This window comes from Synechococcus sp. UW179A (assembly GCF_900473965.1).
Taxonomy (GTDB): Bacteria; Cyanobacteriota; Cyanobacteriia; order PCC-6307; family Cyanobiaceae; genus Synechococcus_C.
The window spans coordinates 230,324-248,068 of sequence record NZ_UCNJ01000025.1 but is presented as its reverse complement, the minus strand read 5'-3'; the positions used below and the strand labels follow the sequence as shown (position 1 = coordinate 248,068).

Below are 17,745 nucleotides of genomic sequence, written 5' to 3'. Positions count from 1 at the left end.
CACTTCGGCCGACGTGATCGTCAAGCTATACGCGGACAGCCTCCGATTTAAGGCAGCAGAGGACGTAAAGGTTGTCTGAGCCTTATAAAATCACGTTCGTCCACGGGCAAATCGCTTTCTAGTTCACATGATGTATCTGCACAGAGTTCTTATTAGGTGAGCCGGGGGCAAAGGTATAGGCAACCCCGCATTGTTGGTGGGAGTACAGGAAGTGCCTGAGTTTTTGCCAGCACCTTCTGCACAATCATTAAAAAGGGCGTGGTCATAAACCCTAACGCTGCGATTACTTGGAGTTGATATAAGTGCATTAATCACAAGAAATTGTTGAACTTCTTTGCGCTGTACTGTTTCACTTGTACTACCGAATTGAACTTTAATATCAGCTGAAACTCTTATATCAAAAGCCTCGTCGTAGGTAATATTTGCCCCTGCTGTTACACCACTGCTGATTTCATAAGCCAAACGTCCGAGTACACCTGAAGAATCAGCCTCTCCTGAATCACCACTTTGGTAGAAGTAACCAGCAGAGGCATTCAGTTCAGGAGTGATGAAGTAGCCAACATCCAGTCCATAAGTATCCAGAGCGCCACCGTTGTAAAACAAGTTGAGTCTTTGATCAACCTCCCCCATAGGAATCAATGCATAGGCATTGAAGTTCCAGTCATTGGAAATAGCTTCTGCATTGACTGCAACCTGCTGGAAGAATGCACTCTTCTCTGTGCCGCTGACGTCAATCCCTGTATCGGTCGACCCTGTATTCATCGGGCGGCTGTCATAACCACCATTGATTCCAAACATCCAACTGCGATCACCATTGAGCCAGCGGTAGCCCACACGCGTTGAGGTACTGACAGTGGAGCCAGCTACATCAGTGTTGAGGATGCTGCTGTAGCCCTGACGGTCAGCGAAGTTGACGTTCGCTAGAGCATCAACGAACCAAACGCTGTTATCACCAACAGAGAGCGGCAGGAACCCTCCAAGACCTGCCTGATTGGGTGTTCCAGCACCCTGCAGTGCGCCCTGGAAGCCAATGGTCGGCTTGACCACATCCTTCAGGCTGATACTCATCACCCCTAGATCCTCAGCACTGCCGTCCTGAGCTTCCAGCGGGAGCGGAGCGATGGCAACAGCAGAAGCCAGCAATCCAATGGAGAGACGGCGGAGCATTAGGGCTGTCGTCAGGCCGCGCATGATGCCGTCCTCTACAGGGCTGCGCTTGTCATGGCGTTCGATCTAAAGCGGTGATGAGGTCCTTTCTCCTTTTCATGCTTCTTGTTCCACTGATGGCAGTGAAAGCAGTACAGGTCTGACTCTTCATCATTTCTGCCTGGCCTAGCTGAACCACACCGGACCAGCTGATCTGGTTGTGATCGTGAGTTGAACCATGACCAAATGTTGATTGTGCTTCGCCCCCTTGGTCTCTCTTCAGTCAGGTTGTTGACTGGAGTGGCGCTTCCTGTCGCTGATCAAGCCATGACTCTGGATTGGACACTGATCGGGCTAGGGCTTGTTCTTGGAGCCATCTCTGGCTTCTTCAATGCGGTTGCTTCGGGTGGTTCGACCCTGATATTGCCAGCCCTGCTTTCAATCGGCATGCCTGCTGATATTGCCAATGCAACGATCCGATTACCAATTCTTCTTGGAAGTACGACAGCGTTGTGGTCTTTTGAGCGTGCGAAACTCATTCCCTGGAGATCGGTTTTCCAGCTTGCAATTGTCTTTATTCCTTTTAGCTTGTTTGGAGCTGAATTAGCCACAATCATTAATACTCCAACCAGTTTGTTGCTAGTACGTGTCGCCGTACTTGTCGCAATGGTCTTTCTTTTCGTTCGACCGCAACATCTGCTTAAAGAATGCACCGATGATCACCTAAAAAGGAATCCCAATTTATCAACTCAACTCTGGCTATTGACTTCCTTCTGCGGATTTTGGGCAGGATTGATTGTTGTTGACTCTGCTATTTTTTTGTTACTAAGCTTAGTTTTAATCGGAGGAGTGAGCTTACGCCAAGCAGTGCCGATAAAAACAGGATTAATTTTTTTGTTCAGCATTGCCACGTTTCTGATCTTTTCGAGAAGTGGGAAAGTGGAATGGCAGGTTGCAATCCCCATGGTTCTTGGGAGTATTCCTGGCTCACTTGTTGGTGCTCAGCTGGCTATGAGCGAGCATGCCAACAAGTGGGTTTACCGCTCTTTGCAGGTGATCGTCTTTATAGAAACAATTCGCCTATTCATTTGAATTACCGGCTTTAAGCAAGCAGTCCGACAGAGAGGCGGCGAAGCATTGGGCTGACTTCACCACCTGGGATGACACCGCTTCCAGATGCCTGACTTCTGGATCGTTTCCCATGCCTCGATGGCGTTGTGCCTGAGCATCCGTCTGACCACGAGCTGGCCACTGCCACGCAATGGTCTGGTACTCAGCAACAACCCATTGGGCATGAGCTGTTGGATTGGCGTTGGTGAAGCTGCAGACCTCTCCTTCCTGATCGTTCATCAACCAGCCGACACAGTTCTTCGGTGCATGGCGATCAACAAGTGTGCGGTCCCTGTTTGGCATGACGCCTCGACGGCAAAACCAGCCTGCGTGAAGTCGCCACACTTAAACCTGAGAGAAATCAATGCCTATGGGCAGACCATCTGACCATCGCCCATGCGTACGAAGCCATCGCTGAGCACGACCTTGCTTACGGGGTCACAGTGATCTGATGTGGGCTTCATTTAGTGCAGCGGGATTTTTCGAAAGGCACCTCTGTACTACCGCCGCAAAAGCAATTCGTGCAAAACCATGCCAAGGCATCAACCTTCCATTAAGTCGTGCACTAACCGGGACGGACCCCTTGGTAAAAATCCAGTGGAGCCAAGGAGACTCGAACTCCTGACCCCCTGCATGCCATGCAGGTGCTCTACCAGCTGAGCTATGGCCCCAGTAACTCAGACGAGGATTAAACCCTGCCTTCGTCGTGAGGAAGCTTACAACGACAGCGGCCCCAGACAGCCATCCATTACATCTGCCGCCATACGGCAGCGAGTTTGCCCTGAACCTGCACTTGATCGGCTGGCAACTCAATCGGCTCGTAGGCCGGATTCGCGGCTTCCAACCGAACCGTGAGGCCGTCGCAATGAAAATGCTTCAGCGTGGTTCCACTGCCAGGAACCAAAGCACTCACGATGGTGCCTTGGCGCAGACGAGCCGCATCAACGACCGGTTCCATTAGCACCACATCACCGTCGGCGATGTGGGCATCCACCATGGAGTCACCATTCACTGTGAGCGCGAACAGACCACGGGTTTCAAGAACAGGAGCGAGATCCAATCGATCTTGAATGTCGTCAAAGGTCTCAACCAAGCCACCAGCTGCAACAGCGCCGAGCACAGGAATTCCGGAAGCAATCCCTCCAAGCAGCTGGAGGGTGCGAGCCTGTCCCTCCTGCCAAGTGATCCAACCTTTCTGCTGAAGATGCCGTAAACGACTTTGGACAGGTGCCGGTGAACGCAGACCCATGGCCTGCATCATCTGACGAATCGACGGGCTGTGATGATGGCAACCGATATAGTCGGCAAGCCAGTCATAGAGCTCTTGCTGAGCAGTGGTTAGCGGCTCGGGGATTCCAGCAGACACCGGCAATTCATTTGTTCGTCAATACATGTGTACCGGTCATTGTTGGAGATGGCAAGGGCTCAGTCTGGCTCTGGCAAAGCGCAGATCCAACGAACCTTGGCCGATGTGTCCTCACGCCCGACGTAATCAAGCCATTGCCCCTGAGCGCTGCTGCGCTGCAGTCTTTGCTGGTTACAGAGTGCACGCATGCGCAGTTCACGCACTTTCCAAACATCCTGGCCCTGACGCCGCATCAACAGCGCAGCATCAAATTCCACGCCGAGTGGCGTCCGCGCAGGATTACTGAGGTACTCCCCAGCTTTCAGGCTTGGCGAATCCATCGCCTCCATGAACAACCAAGTGCGATCGGACAACTTGCCTGAACTCTGCAGTGTCTGCCGGGTCTGTGACCAGATCGGCGGTTCCGGAGACGGTGACCAGCTTTCCGCACGTGCAGCAGCACTGCCAAGGGTGAAGGTCAACGCGAGGGCGCCGAATCGAACCAGGTTGCTCAATGATCTGTCTGCTCCTGCGGGCGCTCGGACCGCTCTTTGATCAGTTTCGCCAAAATTTCCAACTTGGCATTTTCAGACTCGGAAGCTCTCGACGCCATCCAGGTGCTGGCGACTTTCATTTGTGTGACCTGTTGCAGCAAAGAAAGTGCTGTTTGCCTGAGGGTTTCGATGTCGTCACAATCGCGAATAAGCCGTCCCCATCGTTCCGTTTCAAACGACTGTTCAAGTCCCTGCTGAAGAGGATCAATGCTCAAGATTCAGCCTCCCAAGTCAGCATTGGATCGGGGTCACCATTGCAGATGGCTAGAGCACGTACATAGAAGGCGCTTTCGGTGTCGCCGGCAGCTTCAAGGGAGTCGAGAACCTTTTGCCAGTTGTCTCGTTCCTGCTGGTCCATTCGTCGTATTTTTGAATGCGTTGACCCTAAAGGTCTTTCAAAAAAATCAGGGTCTGATCAGCCACCATTTGCCACTCAGCATCTGCGGTGATCACATGACCGCTGCCCTCCAACCAGTGAATTTGTACACGCTCAGAGCCGGTTCGATGAAGGAGTAACTCCACACCACGGCGCGTGATCACCTTGTCGCGCGTGCTGGCCATCACCATCAAGGGTTGATGCAGATTGGCGAGATGCCTGCGGGTGGAGGCAATTAGATCCAGCACGCGCACACTGCAACGACTGGGCCAGCATGGATACTTCCAAAGACGCCCAGCGGTTGCTGGATCGACGAAATCATCAGCAGGACGCGGCACCGAAGGCAGAAAAAGAGACAACAACGGGGCAATCAGCGCTCGAGGGTCACCACTCACAATCGGCGGGGAGTACGCAATCACTGCTTCAACGCCCGGACGCCGTATTCCAGCCTGAATCGCAAGGATCGAACCCAAGGACAAGCCGGCGACCACGACGCGCTGGCCGTGATCGAGCAGCCGGTCAACGACGACATCGACCTGCTCCAACCACTGACTGGGCTGCACAGGCATCAGATCCTCAAGGCAGGTTCCATGGCCTGCAAGCAGAGGCGCTTCCACACCAAAACCCTGCTCATGCAGCGCCTCAGCCAACAGAGAAAGCTCAGCCGGTGCTCCGGTGTAGCCGTGCAACAACACAACAGTGATTGGCCCGCCCGGCATCGAGAACGGTTCAGGAGAAGCGGCCATCACCTCAGGGAACAATGCGGTGCCTGGATTCTGGCGAGCCCATGAGCCTCCATCCATGGGACAACAACGTTGCGACTGAGGTCCAAGCCGCCATGGCAGGAGCCACCACTCTTGCTATCTCCAACCAAGGGGTTTCAGCTGCAGATGCAATCCATGCCACGACTCAACAAGCTCGCGTCAATCCTGCTGATCTTGTGCACCATTGGATGCGGGAAAGAAGCCGTCAGCGACAACGCCGGCGCAGAGAAAGCCGCTACAGAAAAGGCCGTCACCACCCAAGCAGACACTGAACAAAACATCGCCGACAACGCTGTCAGCGGCAAAGCAATCGATTCAGACCGTGCGCCGTCAGAGAACAAGCAAGCATCACAGCCCGTGCAGGGCCAAGCCTCCTGGTATGGCCCTGGCCACTACGGAAACAAGACAGCAAGCGGTGAAATTCTCAAAAAAGGAACGATGACTGCCGCGCACAGCAGCCTGCCGATGGGAACCAAAGTGAGAGTGACACGCCTGGATAACAACAAAACCGTGACTGTTGTGATCAATGACCGCAAACCGTTCAAACAAGGCACCGTGATTGATCTTGCCCATGGCTCAGCCACAGCCCTCGACGTTGTCGACGACGGCAAGACATCTGTTGAGATCGAAGTGCTTGATTGAAAGAACGCTGAAGCCAAGACGGCAAGCTCAATCGATCCATGGATATCGAGGTGGTCGCTTAGATCGCTCAAGCATCAAACTCCAGGACAACCTGCGCGAAAACAAAAGACTGAAGCTAAGATTTAAAAAAGTAAATCTTGCCATGGCAAACTCTGGACTCGATTACTTACTACAGTTCAGCAAAATACAAACCGGTGAGATCATTGGCAACATCGAAGCAATAAAATTTTCAGTCATCAAAGACGCGTCTCAGATGGGTCACCTGATCATTAACTGCCATTGCACGAAGCACTATAAACAATTCAATATTGCGGCAAGCATTCTTAATTGGAAGATCACCAAATTCCTCAAGGGATCATCACAATCGCTTGATTATTCAACTCTTTTGCCTCTCATTAAAGAGTGACACCAGCATCAGATTCGCTAACAACGGATCACAACAGCCGGCAGGGATCACTCAAGAAGAGCAATTACCAAACCGCTTCACAATGAGTCCAGCCAATGTGCTGAAGCTCTTTGTAAAGCGAGATAGCGTCCTCGTAGCGCATATTTCTGCGAGACTTCAACATTGCAGGCTGGTCTTGAGACAACTTCCGGCCATGGTCAACGAGAACCCGGACATCCCTATGCCCACTCTGTGGCTCCCTGTGAAAGCGCACAGCCCAGTATTTCTGTGGATCCTTTAGCCAACCGTCCGTCATCAGTTGATTGTTCAGCGGAAACGGTTTCTAACGAGCACAAAGGGCAACCGCTTGAATTTGTAACTGCGGGAATGATTTCCAGCAGCTCTTTACAAATTCCCCAAAAACACTAGATCTGGAGAAAACGAGAGCTGAAGCCTCAACAATTCCAGCAATAGCGTCTTTTCACAGCGACCATCAGTCAAAGATGCCACCACATAAGCCGTGAAACACGCCCGATCAGGACCATTTCACGACGAACCGAACTCGGCTCATAGCAGCACTGGAGTGAGCTACCCGCTACTGAAGACCTGGCTCCACCACCAAAGCCAAGCCAAGCCGAGCCAAGCCAAGAAGCAAAAGCTTTCTTGATGGCTCGAGCAGAGAAGTGATGTGGAGCGCACAAAGCCCAACAACGCGCACCCTGCTAGCAAAACAAAAATGGTGGCAACGCAAGAGGCCGATCAGCGCAAGGAGCATCGTCTACGAGCACCTCAGTGCCAGCAACATCAACGCACCAGCAAATAACTCGCGAGACAGCAGTGAACAATGTCGACAGTGCGGAGCCCTAGGGGTAACAGAGCAGGTGTTGAGCCATTGAAGAAAGGGAGTGGTCTTGTAGCGGTGGAGCGCAAGAAATCAGATCTTTAGCCACTGCAACTAAAGCTCACTCAAGCAGAACACTCACAAAAACTAGAAACCGATCAAAAACATTACTAGTCACATCAACAAAATGATTCCAAGATTGCGCGAACACATCCACGGAGATCAACTCACTTGCGCCTTAACAGGGGAACTGATTCTGGCCAATGCTATCATTCAATATAACCATTCACACTTCCACTGATGACATCAAAGGTCCGATTTCATACCACTCATGTATCACTGGAATAGACACTGCCGTTGACATCAACTCGTACCAGAGAACCAATACAAAGCAGAGCCCACTCATCAAAACCCCATCAATGCCATCCAGCATGATCAATGGATTCGCCAGACAAGGTTGACAATGTCCAGTACCACCAACTTCTAAGCTCCTATTGAGTCAATTCACTCATTCATAGAATGAATATCAATAAAACGCGCCATCAAGTCAAAACGCTGTAATTGAGTCCTAATTACATTGATTTATTTTGCAAAGCGACCTTCTTCGAAAGAAGTGAACTGGAGCATCGGTGCTCAAACGCGGTGGAAAGCCATGCGCTTGGACGCACCCACCGTCGCCGAAACAACAAGCTGAGCTCATCACCCAGCTCAACAGGAACCGTGATCTCGCTCACAGAGATGGTCACCACTTCAATCAGACCGAAGTCCTTACACCGCAAGCCCCTAAGCAAGTTCAATGAAGGTCCACATCAGAACATGACGCTAAGCAAGAGTGTGCTGCCTCCTGCGGCTGGGCAAGTCAACATGCCTCCAACCGCTAACAGTCGGTGGACGAGCGCAAGATTGGAGAACTCCGTAAGATGCGCGTTCGTTTACCAATGTTGGTAAGCACCCATCTCGCTGCAATCAATCACAGAACACTTCGCCCATCCATCGGAGAAGTCGTCATGCAACAGGGCACTCTTGCGGAACGCGTCTTGGTAGTGCTTGCTGGAGAACTAAGCGTTAAACGAACGGAAGCCGGAGGCCAGTCTCGGCTCATCGCCACGGTTGGCCCCGGCGAAATGGCTGGGGAGATGGCCTTGATGGGCGACCAAACTCACAGCGCCACAGTCACGGTGAGCCGTGGGCCTGCTGAGCTGTTGGAGGTGAAAGCAGATGACCTGCTGCAAGCGGCGGTCTACGACAGCGACCTGATCATTGAACTCCTCGCTCTGAGCAGTCACCGCTGCCGCGAAACCAGCCGCCATCTTGCTCTGATCCTTGAATCCCTTGATGCACTGAACACACAAGATCATTCAACCTTGAAGAGGTGCTGTGAAGAGCTGGAAAGGGACTACGGACAATCCCTTTCAAGCAGCGCAGATCTTCTGCAACAACTGGCAGAAAAGATTCAAGCAGTGCAACCTGGAACGTTGAAACACACCTCAGATTCCTGTGCAGACAATGGCTAACAGCTAAGTCGAAACCTGATCGCGAATGGATCAGCGAAAGCCAGCAGGCAGTGATCAGCCGCAAGGGCCCTACAGAGATCTTTGACGTTCAACTTTCTATTGCTCTGTGCCTTCAGCGATCCACAACCCGCCAAGTGGAATTCAATTCTCCAGTGATGGCTTCAAAGGTCCTGAGTCCTCACAAAGAACTTCAAGCAAGAAGTGCAACGCATTTCATCGCTGATTGAAGAATGTCAATTTGACTTAAAGGTTGTCACCAGGGCATGAACCCGCAAGTTCTCAAAAGTTGCATCATCCCGATCAGTGCTCAACTCTGCCTTGCTCCGCTCGTAGACATAAAACACTGCCATGGGCAAAAACAGCTACTGATGAAATCAGTTGAGACGAAACGGCTGACCACCGTCTGTTGCTGCACAGGGATCCCGGCAATGAAAATAGAGTCGACCGTGCTTCTCTCGATGGAATGGTTTATCCGCCCAATCCGTGCAGTCTTCTTCGCTGATGAGCAGGCGTTCAACTGGATTCAGAAAAAACTAGGGCTATCGAACTATCAGATGGCAGCACTGATTTGGCTGAAGGGCCTGATCCTGGGCTTACTGCTTGGCTGGTGGTTGCTCTAAGTCGCTACGGATCCTGAACTGGCTTGACTAACAGTCGTAAATCAACTCCGACTGCTGTTCACGTCTGGCTCCGTCGCTTTCCTTCATTTGAGACTCGTCGTAATCAATGGCCCTCAAAGAACAAGCCGGTGCTCGATACGGCTGGCGCTTGCCGTCTGTAATTTCTGTGCCGATTGACTGGGCCGAAGCAGTGCAGATCACAGTCAAAGATGTGTCGCGACACTCGGGTAATACCCACAACCAGCTGGCATGTCAGCTCCCATTTGTGCTTTCCATCACGCGACAGCATGAGCCGATAGGCCCGACGCAAACAGAGATGATCACCACTTAGCTGCAGCACAAGACGAGTCGCCTTGAAATCTGCTGCTTGAGTAGGGCTGGCCCCCGCAAGCGCTCTTCAACGCCTGAACCGATCTCAGCAACAGGGCCGAGAAGGGCTGAAATATTGGCAAAGGCAGACAATCGCCAGACGCACGTCAACCGATCGTTACGTTCGTTAATATTTGCGCAGTGGCTGTTATCTCAATGACTTCTTCATCCTCCAACACCCCTGATCCACAAAAGGTTTTTAGCGAAAAGCTCAACGGGCGAGCAGCTATGCTTGGCCTTGTTATTGGTCTAGCCGTTGAAGCCGTAACCGGCAAAGGAATTATTCAACAGGTCTGGGGTTTCAACGAGTCAACCAAAGGAATCGATTTCTCTGGTCTTCTCAGCTTCTTCAGCTGACCGGCTCAGGAACGCAGGCCTCAACGCGGATTCGATCGGCCAATTCATCGGGCACGACAACTCCAAACCAAACTCACCCTGAGGCTGGAGCTACCAGCCTCTTTTTGATTCATCCTGGCTCGCTGAAACCATCCTTCAGTGCATAGCGTGCAAGAATTTAGCGGTTCTGATTCGGCAAGGCTTCATGAAGATGCCTTGGGCTTTTCTTTGATCAAAGCAAAAATTGAATCCTGCTAATTCAACACAATCAAATGATCGAACCCGTCGTCTGAACACTCGACATCAGCAAGTCTTTTGCTGAGTTTGCTGACCAATTCAATCACGAGAAATCAACTGGGCGAGAATGAAAAACCATCAAAGTGCTTTATCGCAGTGTCTGCAGAAACCACTTCCCTACGGGCAACAATTTCCTCCGAGACAAAGAACGCTAAACATTTAATAAGCTGGCTTATTGTTAATTCTTGAAGCGCTGCGCAAGATTGAACATCAATTCAGCACAAATGCTTCTTTTGGCAACATTAATTTTAACAAGAAGCCCGTTTTTCAGGGCTTTTTCTGTCTCCCGAAATTGCTAAGGCTTTTTTGGCATAAAATGAGAGAACTACAAATTAATTCCATGGCAAATAAAGTAATCGACAACACTGTTCAAGCGTTAGACGACGAAGCAGTAAGCAACGTAAACCCAACAGTTCTCATTGGTATTTTCATTGCTGTAAGCACTTTTTTCATTCTTGCATCGACAATAGGATCAGTTGTAGAGAGTTTTTCTTAATGGCTATGAAAGAAAACAAGGATCTTTATACATGTAGGAACTGTTTTCATGTGTCGTTAATCCACATCTCACCAGTGCCTGCATATAGCACTTGTGGAAAAGCTTGCTCAAAGTTTCTTGCAATGCGAATGAGTCAAATCATCCTGAATATCAAATAAATAGTGGGCAGCCAATGCCCGGATCAAGCTTTAACAAGTGAATCTGTATCACAACAAACAAAGTTCGGGAGAAAGCATCTCGTAGATGGTTGATTTTCGTCAGGCTTTAAAACCAGTGTCCAACCCCGCCAAGCGCTGAGTTTTCTTCTGTAATCTCTGTCGATTCTGTGCGATCTACAGATTATTGCTATGACCATTGAATAGAGCCCAAAATCTCAATGGCCAAAGCACAACCCAATAAAGACAGCAAAAAGTTCTCAGAGGAAGAACTGAAGGGCTTAGTTGAGCTGTCTGATGAAGAGCTAAAAGGAATCAGTGGTGGTGGCTCCGCAAGAATGTTTTTCAAAGCGGAGCCGAGAGTGAACAAATAACTAACGAGCACATCAAACAAGATCTATAATTTCACCAATGCGCAGTGATTCATGTCCTTAGAGCAACTCAAAGTCTTCCTTGCCAAAGCCAAAGGCGACTCCAATCTTCAGGAGAAACTCAAAGCTGCGAATTCAGCTCAGGAAGTCGCAGACATCGCTAAAGAACATGGTCATGAATTCACTGCTGACAAAATAAGCCTGCTCAATGAACAAGAACTGGAACACATAGCTGGCGGTGTAGCGGGCTGTATCAAGTGCTATGACTCAAATAATTTGGTGGTGAGCAAGGGCCAACTCATGCCCTAATTGCGATCAATCTAAACAATTTTTCTTCATCGCATTAGTCCCTTCCTTCGCGAATTGTTCTTTAGTCAACTATTCCTAAAACAGCTCAAATCAGCCTCTAAAAAGCAGCTTAACTAAGCGCATTAAAGCGCAGTCAAAAGCCAATAGTCAAGCTTCACTAACAACGAATCAACGAATTCAAATTCGGTATTCAGCTTTTTGAAATCTCCAAACAGGCTTGGCGTCGTTACCTAAAGACCACCCAACAATGCAGCAAGCAAAGCTTGTTGCGCATGCAAGCGATTTTCTGCCTGATCAAAGATCCGACTAGCGGAGCCCTCCATCACCCCAGCACTGATCTCTTCGCCGCGATGGGCAGGAAGACAGTGCAACACAATGGCGCGTGCATCTGCTTTAGCCAGCAGTTCTTCATTCACACAAAACCCCTGGAAGGCCTTTTCTCGCTCCAGCTGCTCTTGTTCCTGCCCCATCGAGGCCCAAACATCGGTGTAGAGCGCCTGCGCGCCTGCAACCGCAACCGATGGATCACTGGTGACGCTGATCTCAGCACCGCCAATCGCCAGGGAACGGGCCTGGTCAAGCACACCTGGTAGTGGCTCGAATCCATCAGGACAAGCGATGCGCACATTGACGCCCAGCAAAGCGCCACAGAGCATCAAGGAGTGCGCCACGTTGTTGCCATCGCCCACGTAAGTCAGCGTCTGACCTTGGAGCTCACCGAAGGCTTCCTGCATCGTGAGAAAGTCGGCCAGAGCCTGGCAAGGATGTTCCAGGTCAGTGAGAGCATTGATCACCGGAATCGAGGCCCAGTAGGCGTAATCAGCTAGCTCCTGCTGGGCAAAGGTGCGGACTGCGAGCACATCACAAAAGCGACTCAACACCCTGGCGGTGTCTTCCAAGGGCTCCCCACGTCCCAACTGGGTGAACTGGGGATTGAGATCTACGGTCTGCCCACCCAGTCTGGCCATCGCCACCTGGAAGCTAACGCGGGTGCGTGTGGAGGCTTTGGTGAAAATCAGGCCAAGCACGCGGTTGCCGAGATCAATCCTGCGGTCACCACTCTTGAGCTGGCTTGCCAGCTCAAGCAATGCCGCTGTCTGCTCAGCGGTGGTGTCCGCCGACGACAGGAAGTCTTTGCCGCTCAGTGCCGAAAGGACGGCAGCAACGCTGGTGGTGGCGGACGTCATGGACTGAGTTCAAAGGAGTGTTATCGGAGACAAACAGTGAATCCGTCAAGCCTCAGGCAGCAATTGCCTCAGGCATGACGCTGGCATCGAGCATCTCTTTGAGCTCATCACCTTCAATCACTTCCTTCTCCAGAATCTTCTGAGAAATGGTCTCTAGCAGAGCCATGTTCTGACGCAGGATCGTCAGGGCCTGATCATGGGCGGTGTCGACAAGTGCTCTCACCTCTTTGTCGATGGCCTGAGCTGTGGCATCACTGACGGTGCGGCGAGGATTGTTGCCGCCCCCGAGGAAACGGCCTCCGCCCTGTTTGTCGTAGGCCAGTGGTCCGAGAGTCTCACTCATGCCGTAGGTCCCCACCATCTGCTCAGCAATATCCGTGGCTCGCTGCAGATCGTTGGATGCACCAGTGGTGACCTTGCCGAACACCACTTCCTCCGCTGATCGGCCACCCAACAGCGTGGCGATCTGACCCTGCAGTTCTTCTCTGGAATTAAGGAACCGTTCCTCGGTGGGGAGCTGCAAGGTGTAGCCGAGCGCACTCATGCCACGGGGCACAATCGAAATCTTGGCCACCTTGCTGCCACCAGGCATCAGGTGACCGACGATGGCGTGACCCACTTCGTGATAAGCCACCACCTTCTTTTCATCGTCCTGGAGCACACGGCTCTTCTTCTCCAAACCTGCAACGACCCGCTCAATCGCTTCACCAAGATCCTGTTGCTCAACTTTGGTGCGCTTGGCACGGGCCGCCAACAGTGCTGCCTCATTAACAAGATTGGCGAGGTCCGCACCGGCAAAGCCGCTGGTGGCCTGAGCAATGCGGTCGAGATCGACACCTTCTGCCAACTTCACCTTTTTGGCGTAAATCTCCAAAATCGTCTTACGACCAGAGAGATCGGGACGATCCACTAATACCTGGCGATCGAAGCGACCGGGACGCAGCAAGGCTGCATCCAGCACTTCCGGCTGGTTGGTGGCTGCCAGCACAATCACCGGCTTGTCTTTGGAGGCAAAACCGTCCATCTCGGTGAGCAGCTGGTTGAGGGTCTGCTCACGCTCATCGTTGCCCCCTACAACGCCCATTGAGCCGGAACGACTTTTGCCGATGGCATCCAGTTCGTCGATGAAGATGATGCAAGGAGCGTTCTTCTTGGCCTGCTCAAACAGATCGCGAACGCGCGCCGCTCCTGCGCCAACGAACAGCTCAACGAATTCCGAGCCGCTGATGATGAAGAAAGGCACTCCCGCCTCTCCAGCGACAGCCTTAGAGAGGAGCGTTTTACCGGTACCGGGAGGTCCCACCAGCAGCACACCCTTGGGAATGCGAGCACCGATTTCGGTGTAGCGATCCGACGACTTGAGGAAATCAACGATTTCGGCCAGTTCATCCTTGGCCTCATCAACGCCGGCCACATCCGCAAAAGTGACGCGCGACTGCTCATCGGGCACGTAGACCTTGGCCTTGCTCTTGGTGAAATTCAGGGCGCCCTGGGCTCCGCCAGCTCCCATGGAGCGGCGTGCAAAAAACTGGAGCACCAGGATGAAAATCAGCGGGGGAACGACCCAGCTGAGAATGGTGGTGAAAATATTGGGCTTCTTCGGAGGAGCAGCGGCGAACTCAACGCCCTTGGTCTCCAGGCGCTGAGGCAGATCCATGTCAAAGATCGGTGTGGTAGCAAGCACCGATGGTGCTCCCTCTTCGGCTTCGGAGAGCTCGTAACGAATCTGATCCTGGGTGATGTATGCGCGCTTAACGGCACCGTCGTTCACCTGGTCGATAAACAAGGAGTAGGGCACGCGAGGAACCTGCTGCATCCCTTGATTGGGAATGAAGCTGCTGATCAGCAGCAACACACCAAAACCGATTAGCACCAGGTTGAGGATTCCAAAGCGGCGGTTGGGGCGGTTGTCGTCCTCGCGGATCGGCATAAATCACGTCCTGTGCTCATATCAGGCTAAAGCCGAGATTCCAAGCCTGGTCGCAGCGCGATGGCGGAGAACCGAACGACACATCATTGCGTTGATGCTCGCCATCACGGGCAAACCTCGCCATTCTCGAGCTCAGCGTGGTGAACACGATGCAATCGCTATCAGGGCGCACACCAACGAAGGAAAAGATCTACCAGCTGCTGCTGTTGCTCTGCCTCTTGGTGATGGCGAGCTTTGCTTTTCCGCGCATCACTTGGTTGGGCAACCTTGGTTATGCCTTAATCGCCCTGCTGCTCACCCAGCTGGTGATGCTGCACAAACCGGTGCTGAGACTGCACGACCGGATGTATCAGGCACTGGGGATTGTTGCTCTTGTGACTCAGCTCATGTGGTTGTTCACCCCTGTTCAGTGGCACTTCAGCGGCTACCCCCTGGTCGTGAGCTGGAGCCTGCTGGTGGGTTGGAGCGTGGTGCGCCTAGTGAAACGACTGGCACACGAACAGCGTGTGACCTCAAAGGTGCTGATGGGTGCAGCCGCCGGCTACCTCCTGCTTGGACTGACCTCTGGGTTGGTGATGATTGGCGTTGAAACGATTCTGCCCGGCAGCTTCGAGCCAGTTGGTCTCCCTGGGGACGATGTGGTGGGCAACTCCAACGTGCTGCAGTGGACTCCAGCGTTTGCACAGATCAATTATTTCGCCTTCATCTGTCTAACCACCGTGGGATTCGGCGACATCACTCCGGTGCATCCAATGGCACGCATGCTGGCGGTGAGTACCGGTGTGGCCGGTCAGCTGTATCTGGCTGTGGTGATGGGGATCCTGATCGGCCGTTTCAGTTCGGAGCTGCGAAAGCACTGACTTGCGCCTGCATCAAAATGTCCTGACCAAGGCTCAGGCCTGGCTCACAGTTCAAGCTGAACACCTGATCCATCGCCGTGAAGCCCAGGTCACCCAGTGGCGTGCGAGCCAGCTCTCCTCCCAGCAGCTTCGGTGCAATCACCGCAGCGATCTCTTGAACACAATCCTGCTGCAATGCAGCTGAGGCGAGACCCGGGCCGCATTCCCACAGAACCCGATTACATCCACGGCGGGCCAGTTCCCGCAGTAGGTGTTCAGGGTCACAGTGATCCAACTTCTGGAGTTCCACTCCCTGGGCCTGCAAGGCAGCCACATGGTTGGCCTGGGGTGCCGTTTCCATGTTTCCAGAGCCTGCATGGGCCACCAGAGTGGGAGCTGTGGTCTGTCGCCAAAGCTGGGCTGACAAGGGCAGGTCAAGGCTGCGGCTGAGCACAACTCTCAGCGGTTCTGGCGAGCGATGACCACGGCTGGTGAGCAGCGGATCGTCGGCCCGCACGGTGCCACCACCCACGATCACTGCGTCGCACTGAGACCTGAGTTGATGCACCCAGGCCCGCGCAGGCGGACCGCTGATCCACTGACTGGCTCCATTTGGCAGCGCCGTACGCCCATCCAGGCTCATCGCCCATTTGAGCACTCCCCAGGGACGACCAGTGCGCACACGATGGACAAAGGCCCGGTTCTGATAAGCGGCCTCTGACGCCAGGATTCCGCTGATCACCTCCAAACCGGCATCCCGCAGACGCTGCAAACCACCACCGGCAACGCGCGGATCAGGATCAGTCAGGGCGACCACGACCCGCTGGATACCAGCAGCGAGAATCGCTTCGGTGCAGGGAGGTGTCCTGCCCTGATGACAGCAGGGCTCCAGGGTGACCACAATCGTGCCGCCCTCTGCGGCTTTGCCAGCCTGCTTGAGGGCCCCAGGTTCGGCATGAGGCAGTCCTGCTCGAGCATGAAAGCCTTCTCCCACCAAGCGGAAGTCTGAATCCAACACAACCGCACCCACCAAAGGGTTAGGGCTGGTGCGTCCTTCCGCCAGGGCAGCAAGCTGGAGCGCACGGCGCATCCAGGGAATCCAGCACTGCTCCGGTGTGGCCAGACCCGCCATCAGCTCAAAGGCTCGGTCTGTACATCACGCCACTCAGCAACCACATAGGGAGGTACGGGCATTTCATTGAAAACGCCGGGGAGGAAAAGGCGCAACGGACGCTTGTTAGAGAGATCATTGAGCAACGGATCGAGGGCAAATTCAGCTGCAGCTTCACGGCCATCCGTGGCCAGTAATGCGTTATCGAGGGTGATGTCCTCGAGCTGCCATTCCTTCACACCAGCCTGCACCAAAAGGGAAGTGGGATGCTCGAGACGCATCTTGCCGGGGTAGCCAACGATGCGCAGGACAACTGGACTACCGGGCTTCCCAACGCGATAGGCCACCGCCTGCCAGCTCTGGTAATCGAGATCTCGCAAGCTCTCCAGGCTGCGCAGCATCGGGGCACCGTTTTCATCCTGATGCTCATGCACCTGGGCGCTGACCGCTGCCGGCGTGAGCAGCAGCAGCATGACGGCAACCAGCAACGTGCAGAACAAACGACGCAGCGCGAGCATGAACAAAGCGTGGAAGGTGTGACCATGATTAGTCATGAATCACTGAAAGCGGGGTCCTTGCTGGATCCGCATCTCAACTCCTGCGGCACTGGCCAGTTGCGCTAGTGCATGCGCATCCAGCATCGGCCGCAACCGATCACAGCGATGACACGCCATTTAAAGGCGACCCAATGTCTGAGCTCCGCCGAAGGCCGACCCTTCTGGATGCTGTTGGCACAGCCCGAGACCCAAGGCCAGGTGCCGGATGCTTCAGCCGCGTGGCTTTTAAAGGTGAACCCCGGCGAAGGCATCAAGCTGCGCCTGGGCACCAGGCATGCAGGTCCACTATTTGTGGAGGTTTCAGCATCATCTTTCAATCTTGAGTTTGCTGACACCAACCAAATCGATCACGAAACGCTGCCACTCAGTGATGCAGTCAAGATGCCGTTGAACCAAGGGCAGCAGAGCCTGCCTCTTCCAAAAGAAAGCCTGCCAAGGCTGTCAATCAGAATCGCGCCACACACTTTTTAGCTTCTGGCTGCATCATCAAA

At 53.1% G+C, this 17,745-nt stretch carries 22 protein-coding genes and 1 tRNA gene; 10 read left to right on the top strand and 13 right to left on the bottom strand.

Features of this window, described 5'->3' with window-relative positions:
* Nucleotides 1-123: 123 nt before the first annotated feature.
* A complete protein-coding gene (locus DXY31_RS12955; RefSeq protein WP_244279797.1) occupies nt 124-1,167 on the bottom strand; it encodes a carbamoyl-phosphate synthase in 1,044 nt (347 codons plus the stop codon).
* A gap of 279 nt (nt 1,168-1,446) precedes the next feature.
* Between DXY31_RS12955 and DXY31_RS12950 the strand changes: the two genes are divergently transcribed.
* Complete coding sequence (locus DXY31_RS12950) at nt 1,447-2,238, top strand: sulfite exporter TauE/SafE family protein (RefSeq protein ID WP_170953698.1); 792 nt, start codon at nt 1,447-1,449, stop codon at nt 2,236-2,238.
* Here DXY31_RS12950 and DXY31_RS12945 read toward each other — a convergent pair.
* From DXY31_RS12945 to DXY31_RS12920, 7 genes are all read right to left on the bottom strand, one after another.
* The gene (locus DXY31_RS12945; RefSeq protein ID WP_244279768.1) at nt 2,227-2,559 is read right to left on the bottom strand and encodes a hypothetical protein; all 333 of its coding nucleotides are present in this window, start codon (nt 2,557-2,559) and stop codon (nt 2,227-2,229) included. The two genes, DXY31_RS12950 and DXY31_RS12945, sit on opposite strands and share 12 nt — an antisense overlap.
* Before the next feature lie 295 nt (nt 2,560-2,854).
* Nucleotides 2,855-2,927: transfer RNA gene (locus tag DXY31_RS12940), tRNA-Ala, on the bottom strand.
* Nucleotides 2,928-3,004: 77 nt separating this feature from the next.
* Nucleotides 3,005-3,628: a transcriptional repressor LexA gene (gene lexA / locus DXY31_RS12935; RefSeq protein WP_114994135.1), complete on the bottom strand. Its 624-nt coding sequence runs from the start codon at nt 3,626-3,628 to the stop codon at nt 3,005-3,007.
* A gap of 53 nt (nt 3,629-3,681) precedes the next feature.
* On the bottom strand, nt 3,682-4,116 hold the full coding sequence (locus DXY31_RS12930) for a hypothetical protein (RefSeq protein ID WP_244279767.1): 435 nt from the start codon (nt 4,114-4,116) through the stop codon (nt 3,682-3,684).
* The gene (locus DXY31_RS12925; protein ID WP_114994134.1) at nt 4,113-4,370 is read right to left on the bottom strand and encodes a hypothetical protein; all 258 of its coding nucleotides are present in this window, start codon (nt 4,368-4,370) and stop codon (nt 4,113-4,115) included. The genes DXY31_RS12930 and DXY31_RS12925 overlap by 4 nt, the downstream gene beginning before the upstream one ends.
* Nucleotides 4,367-4,513: a hypothetical protein gene (locus tag DXY31_RS17070; RefSeq protein ID WP_170953697.1), complete on the bottom strand. Its 147-nt coding sequence runs from the start codon at nt 4,511-4,513 to the stop codon at nt 4,367-4,369. The genes DXY31_RS12925 and DXY31_RS17070 overlap by 4 nt, the downstream gene beginning before the upstream one ends.
* Nucleotides 4,514-4,539: 26 nt before the next feature.
* On the bottom strand, nt 4,540-5,334 hold the full coding sequence (locus DXY31_RS12920; RefSeq protein WP_244279766.1) for a carboxylesterase: 795 nt from the start codon (nt 5,332-5,334) through the stop codon (nt 4,540-4,542).
* A 54-nt stretch (nt 5,335-5,388) separates the two neighbouring features.
* Here DXY31_RS12920 and DXY31_RS12915 point away from each other — a divergent pair, with 54 nt between their 5' ends.
* Nucleotides 5,389-5,937, top strand: coding sequence for a septal ring lytic transglycosylase RlpA family protein (locus DXY31_RS12915; protein ID WP_244279764.1), 549 nt, complete (start codon nt 5,389-5,391; stop codon nt 5,935-5,937).
* Entirely contained in the window at nt 5,930-6,343 is a 414-nt protein-coding gene (locus DXY31_RS12910) for a hypothetical protein (protein ID WP_114994132.1), read from the top strand. Before DXY31_RS12915 ends, DXY31_RS12910 begins: the two co-directional genes overlap by 8 nt.
* Nucleotides 6,344-6,407: 64 nt before the next feature.
* On the opposite strand, the gene DXY31_RS12905 is transcribed toward DXY31_RS12910, so the two are convergent.
* A complete protein-coding gene (locus DXY31_RS12905; RefSeq protein WP_114994131.1) occupies nt 6,408-6,638 on the bottom strand; it encodes a DUF1651 domain-containing protein in 231 nt (76 codons plus the stop codon).
* Nucleotides 6,639-8,083: 1,445 nt separating this feature from the next.
* Here DXY31_RS12905 and DXY31_RS12890 point away from each other — a divergent pair.
* From DXY31_RS12890 to DXY31_RS12870, 5 genes are all read left to right on the top strand, one after another.
* Nucleotides 8,084-8,677 (top strand): cyclic nucleotide-binding domain-containing protein, encoded by a 594-nt coding sequence (locus DXY31_RS12890; RefSeq protein ID WP_137024990.1) that lies wholly within the window; start codon nt 8,084-8,086, stop codon nt 8,675-8,677.
* Nucleotides 8,678-8,940: 263 nt separating this feature from the next.
* Nucleotides 8,941-9,297, top strand: coding sequence for a hypothetical protein (locus DXY31_RS12885; protein WP_114994127.1), 357 nt, complete (start codon nt 8,941-8,943; stop codon nt 9,295-9,297).
* Between the two features lie 510 nt (nt 9,298-9,807).
* Nucleotides 9,808-10,023 carry a hypothetical protein gene (locus tag DXY31_RS17585; RefSeq protein WP_244279762.1) on the top strand — a complete coding sequence of 72 codons (216 nt, stop codon included), beginning with the start codon at nt 9,808-9,810 and terminating at the stop codon, nt 10,021-10,023.
* Nucleotides 10,024-11,171: 1,148 nt separating this feature from the next.
* On the top strand, nt 11,172-11,324 hold the full coding sequence (locus tag DXY31_RS17065) for a hypothetical protein (protein ID WP_170953695.1): 153 nt from the start codon (nt 11,172-11,174) through the stop codon (nt 11,322-11,324).
* A 51-nt stretch (nt 11,325-11,375) separates the two neighbouring features.
* Complete coding sequence (locus tag DXY31_RS12870; RefSeq protein ID WP_114994125.1) at nt 11,376-11,630, top strand: Nif11-like leader peptide family natural product precursor; 255 nt, start codon at nt 11,376-11,378, stop codon at nt 11,628-11,630.
* Between the two features lie 230 nt (nt 11,631-11,860).
* Here the strand turns inward: DXY31_RS12870 and argF are convergent, their stop codons facing one another.
* Both argF and ftsH read right to left on the bottom strand, forming a co-directional pair.
* A complete protein-coding gene (gene argF, locus DXY31_RS12865) occupies nt 11,861-12,817 on the bottom strand; it encodes an ornithine carbamoyltransferase (protein WP_114994124.1) in 957 nt (318 codons plus the stop codon).
* Nucleotides 12,818-12,869: 52 nt separating this feature from the next.
* Nucleotides 12,870-14,747, bottom strand: a complete 1,878-nt coding sequence (gene ftsH, locus DXY31_RS12860) for an ATP-dependent zinc metalloprotease FtsH (RefSeq protein ID WP_066907070.1) — start codon at nt 14,745-14,747, stop codon at nt 12,870-12,872.
* 149 nt (nt 14,748-14,896) lie between these two features.
* Between ftsH and DXY31_RS12855 the strand changes: the two genes are divergently transcribed.
* Nucleotides 14,897-15,607: a potassium channel family protein gene (locus tag DXY31_RS12855; RefSeq protein WP_114994123.1), complete on the top strand. Its 711-nt coding sequence runs from the start codon at nt 14,897-14,899 to the stop codon at nt 15,605-15,607.
* Here the strand turns inward: DXY31_RS12855 and ribD are convergent.
* Both ribD and DXY31_RS12845 read right to left on the bottom strand, forming a co-directional pair.
* Nucleotides 15,582-16,718 carry a bifunctional diaminohydroxyphosphoribosylaminopyrimidine deaminase/5-amino-6-(5-phosphoribosylamino)uracil reductase RibD gene (ribD, locus tag DXY31_RS12850; protein ID WP_114994122.1) on the bottom strand — a complete coding sequence of 379 codons (1,137 nt, stop codon included), beginning with the start codon at nt 16,716-16,718 and terminating at the stop codon, nt 15,582-15,584. The two genes, DXY31_RS12855 and ribD, sit on opposite strands and share 26 nt — an antisense overlap.
* Nucleotides 16,718-17,215 carry a DUF3122 domain-containing protein gene (locus DXY31_RS12845; protein ID WP_170953708.1) on the bottom strand — a complete coding sequence of 166 codons (498 nt, stop codon included), beginning with the start codon at nt 17,213-17,215 and terminating at the stop codon, nt 16,718-16,720. The genes ribD and DXY31_RS12845 overlap by 1 nt, the downstream gene beginning before the upstream one ends.
* Nucleotides 17,216-17,323: 108 nt before the next feature.
* On the opposite strand from DXY31_RS12845, the gene DXY31_RS12840 reads away from it, so the two are divergent.
* Complete coding sequence (locus tag DXY31_RS12840; RefSeq protein ID WP_179949442.1) at nt 17,324-17,725, top strand: hypothetical protein; 402 nt, start codon at nt 17,324-17,326, stop codon at nt 17,723-17,725.
* The last annotated feature ends 20 nt before the right edge of the window (nt 17,726-17,745 follow it).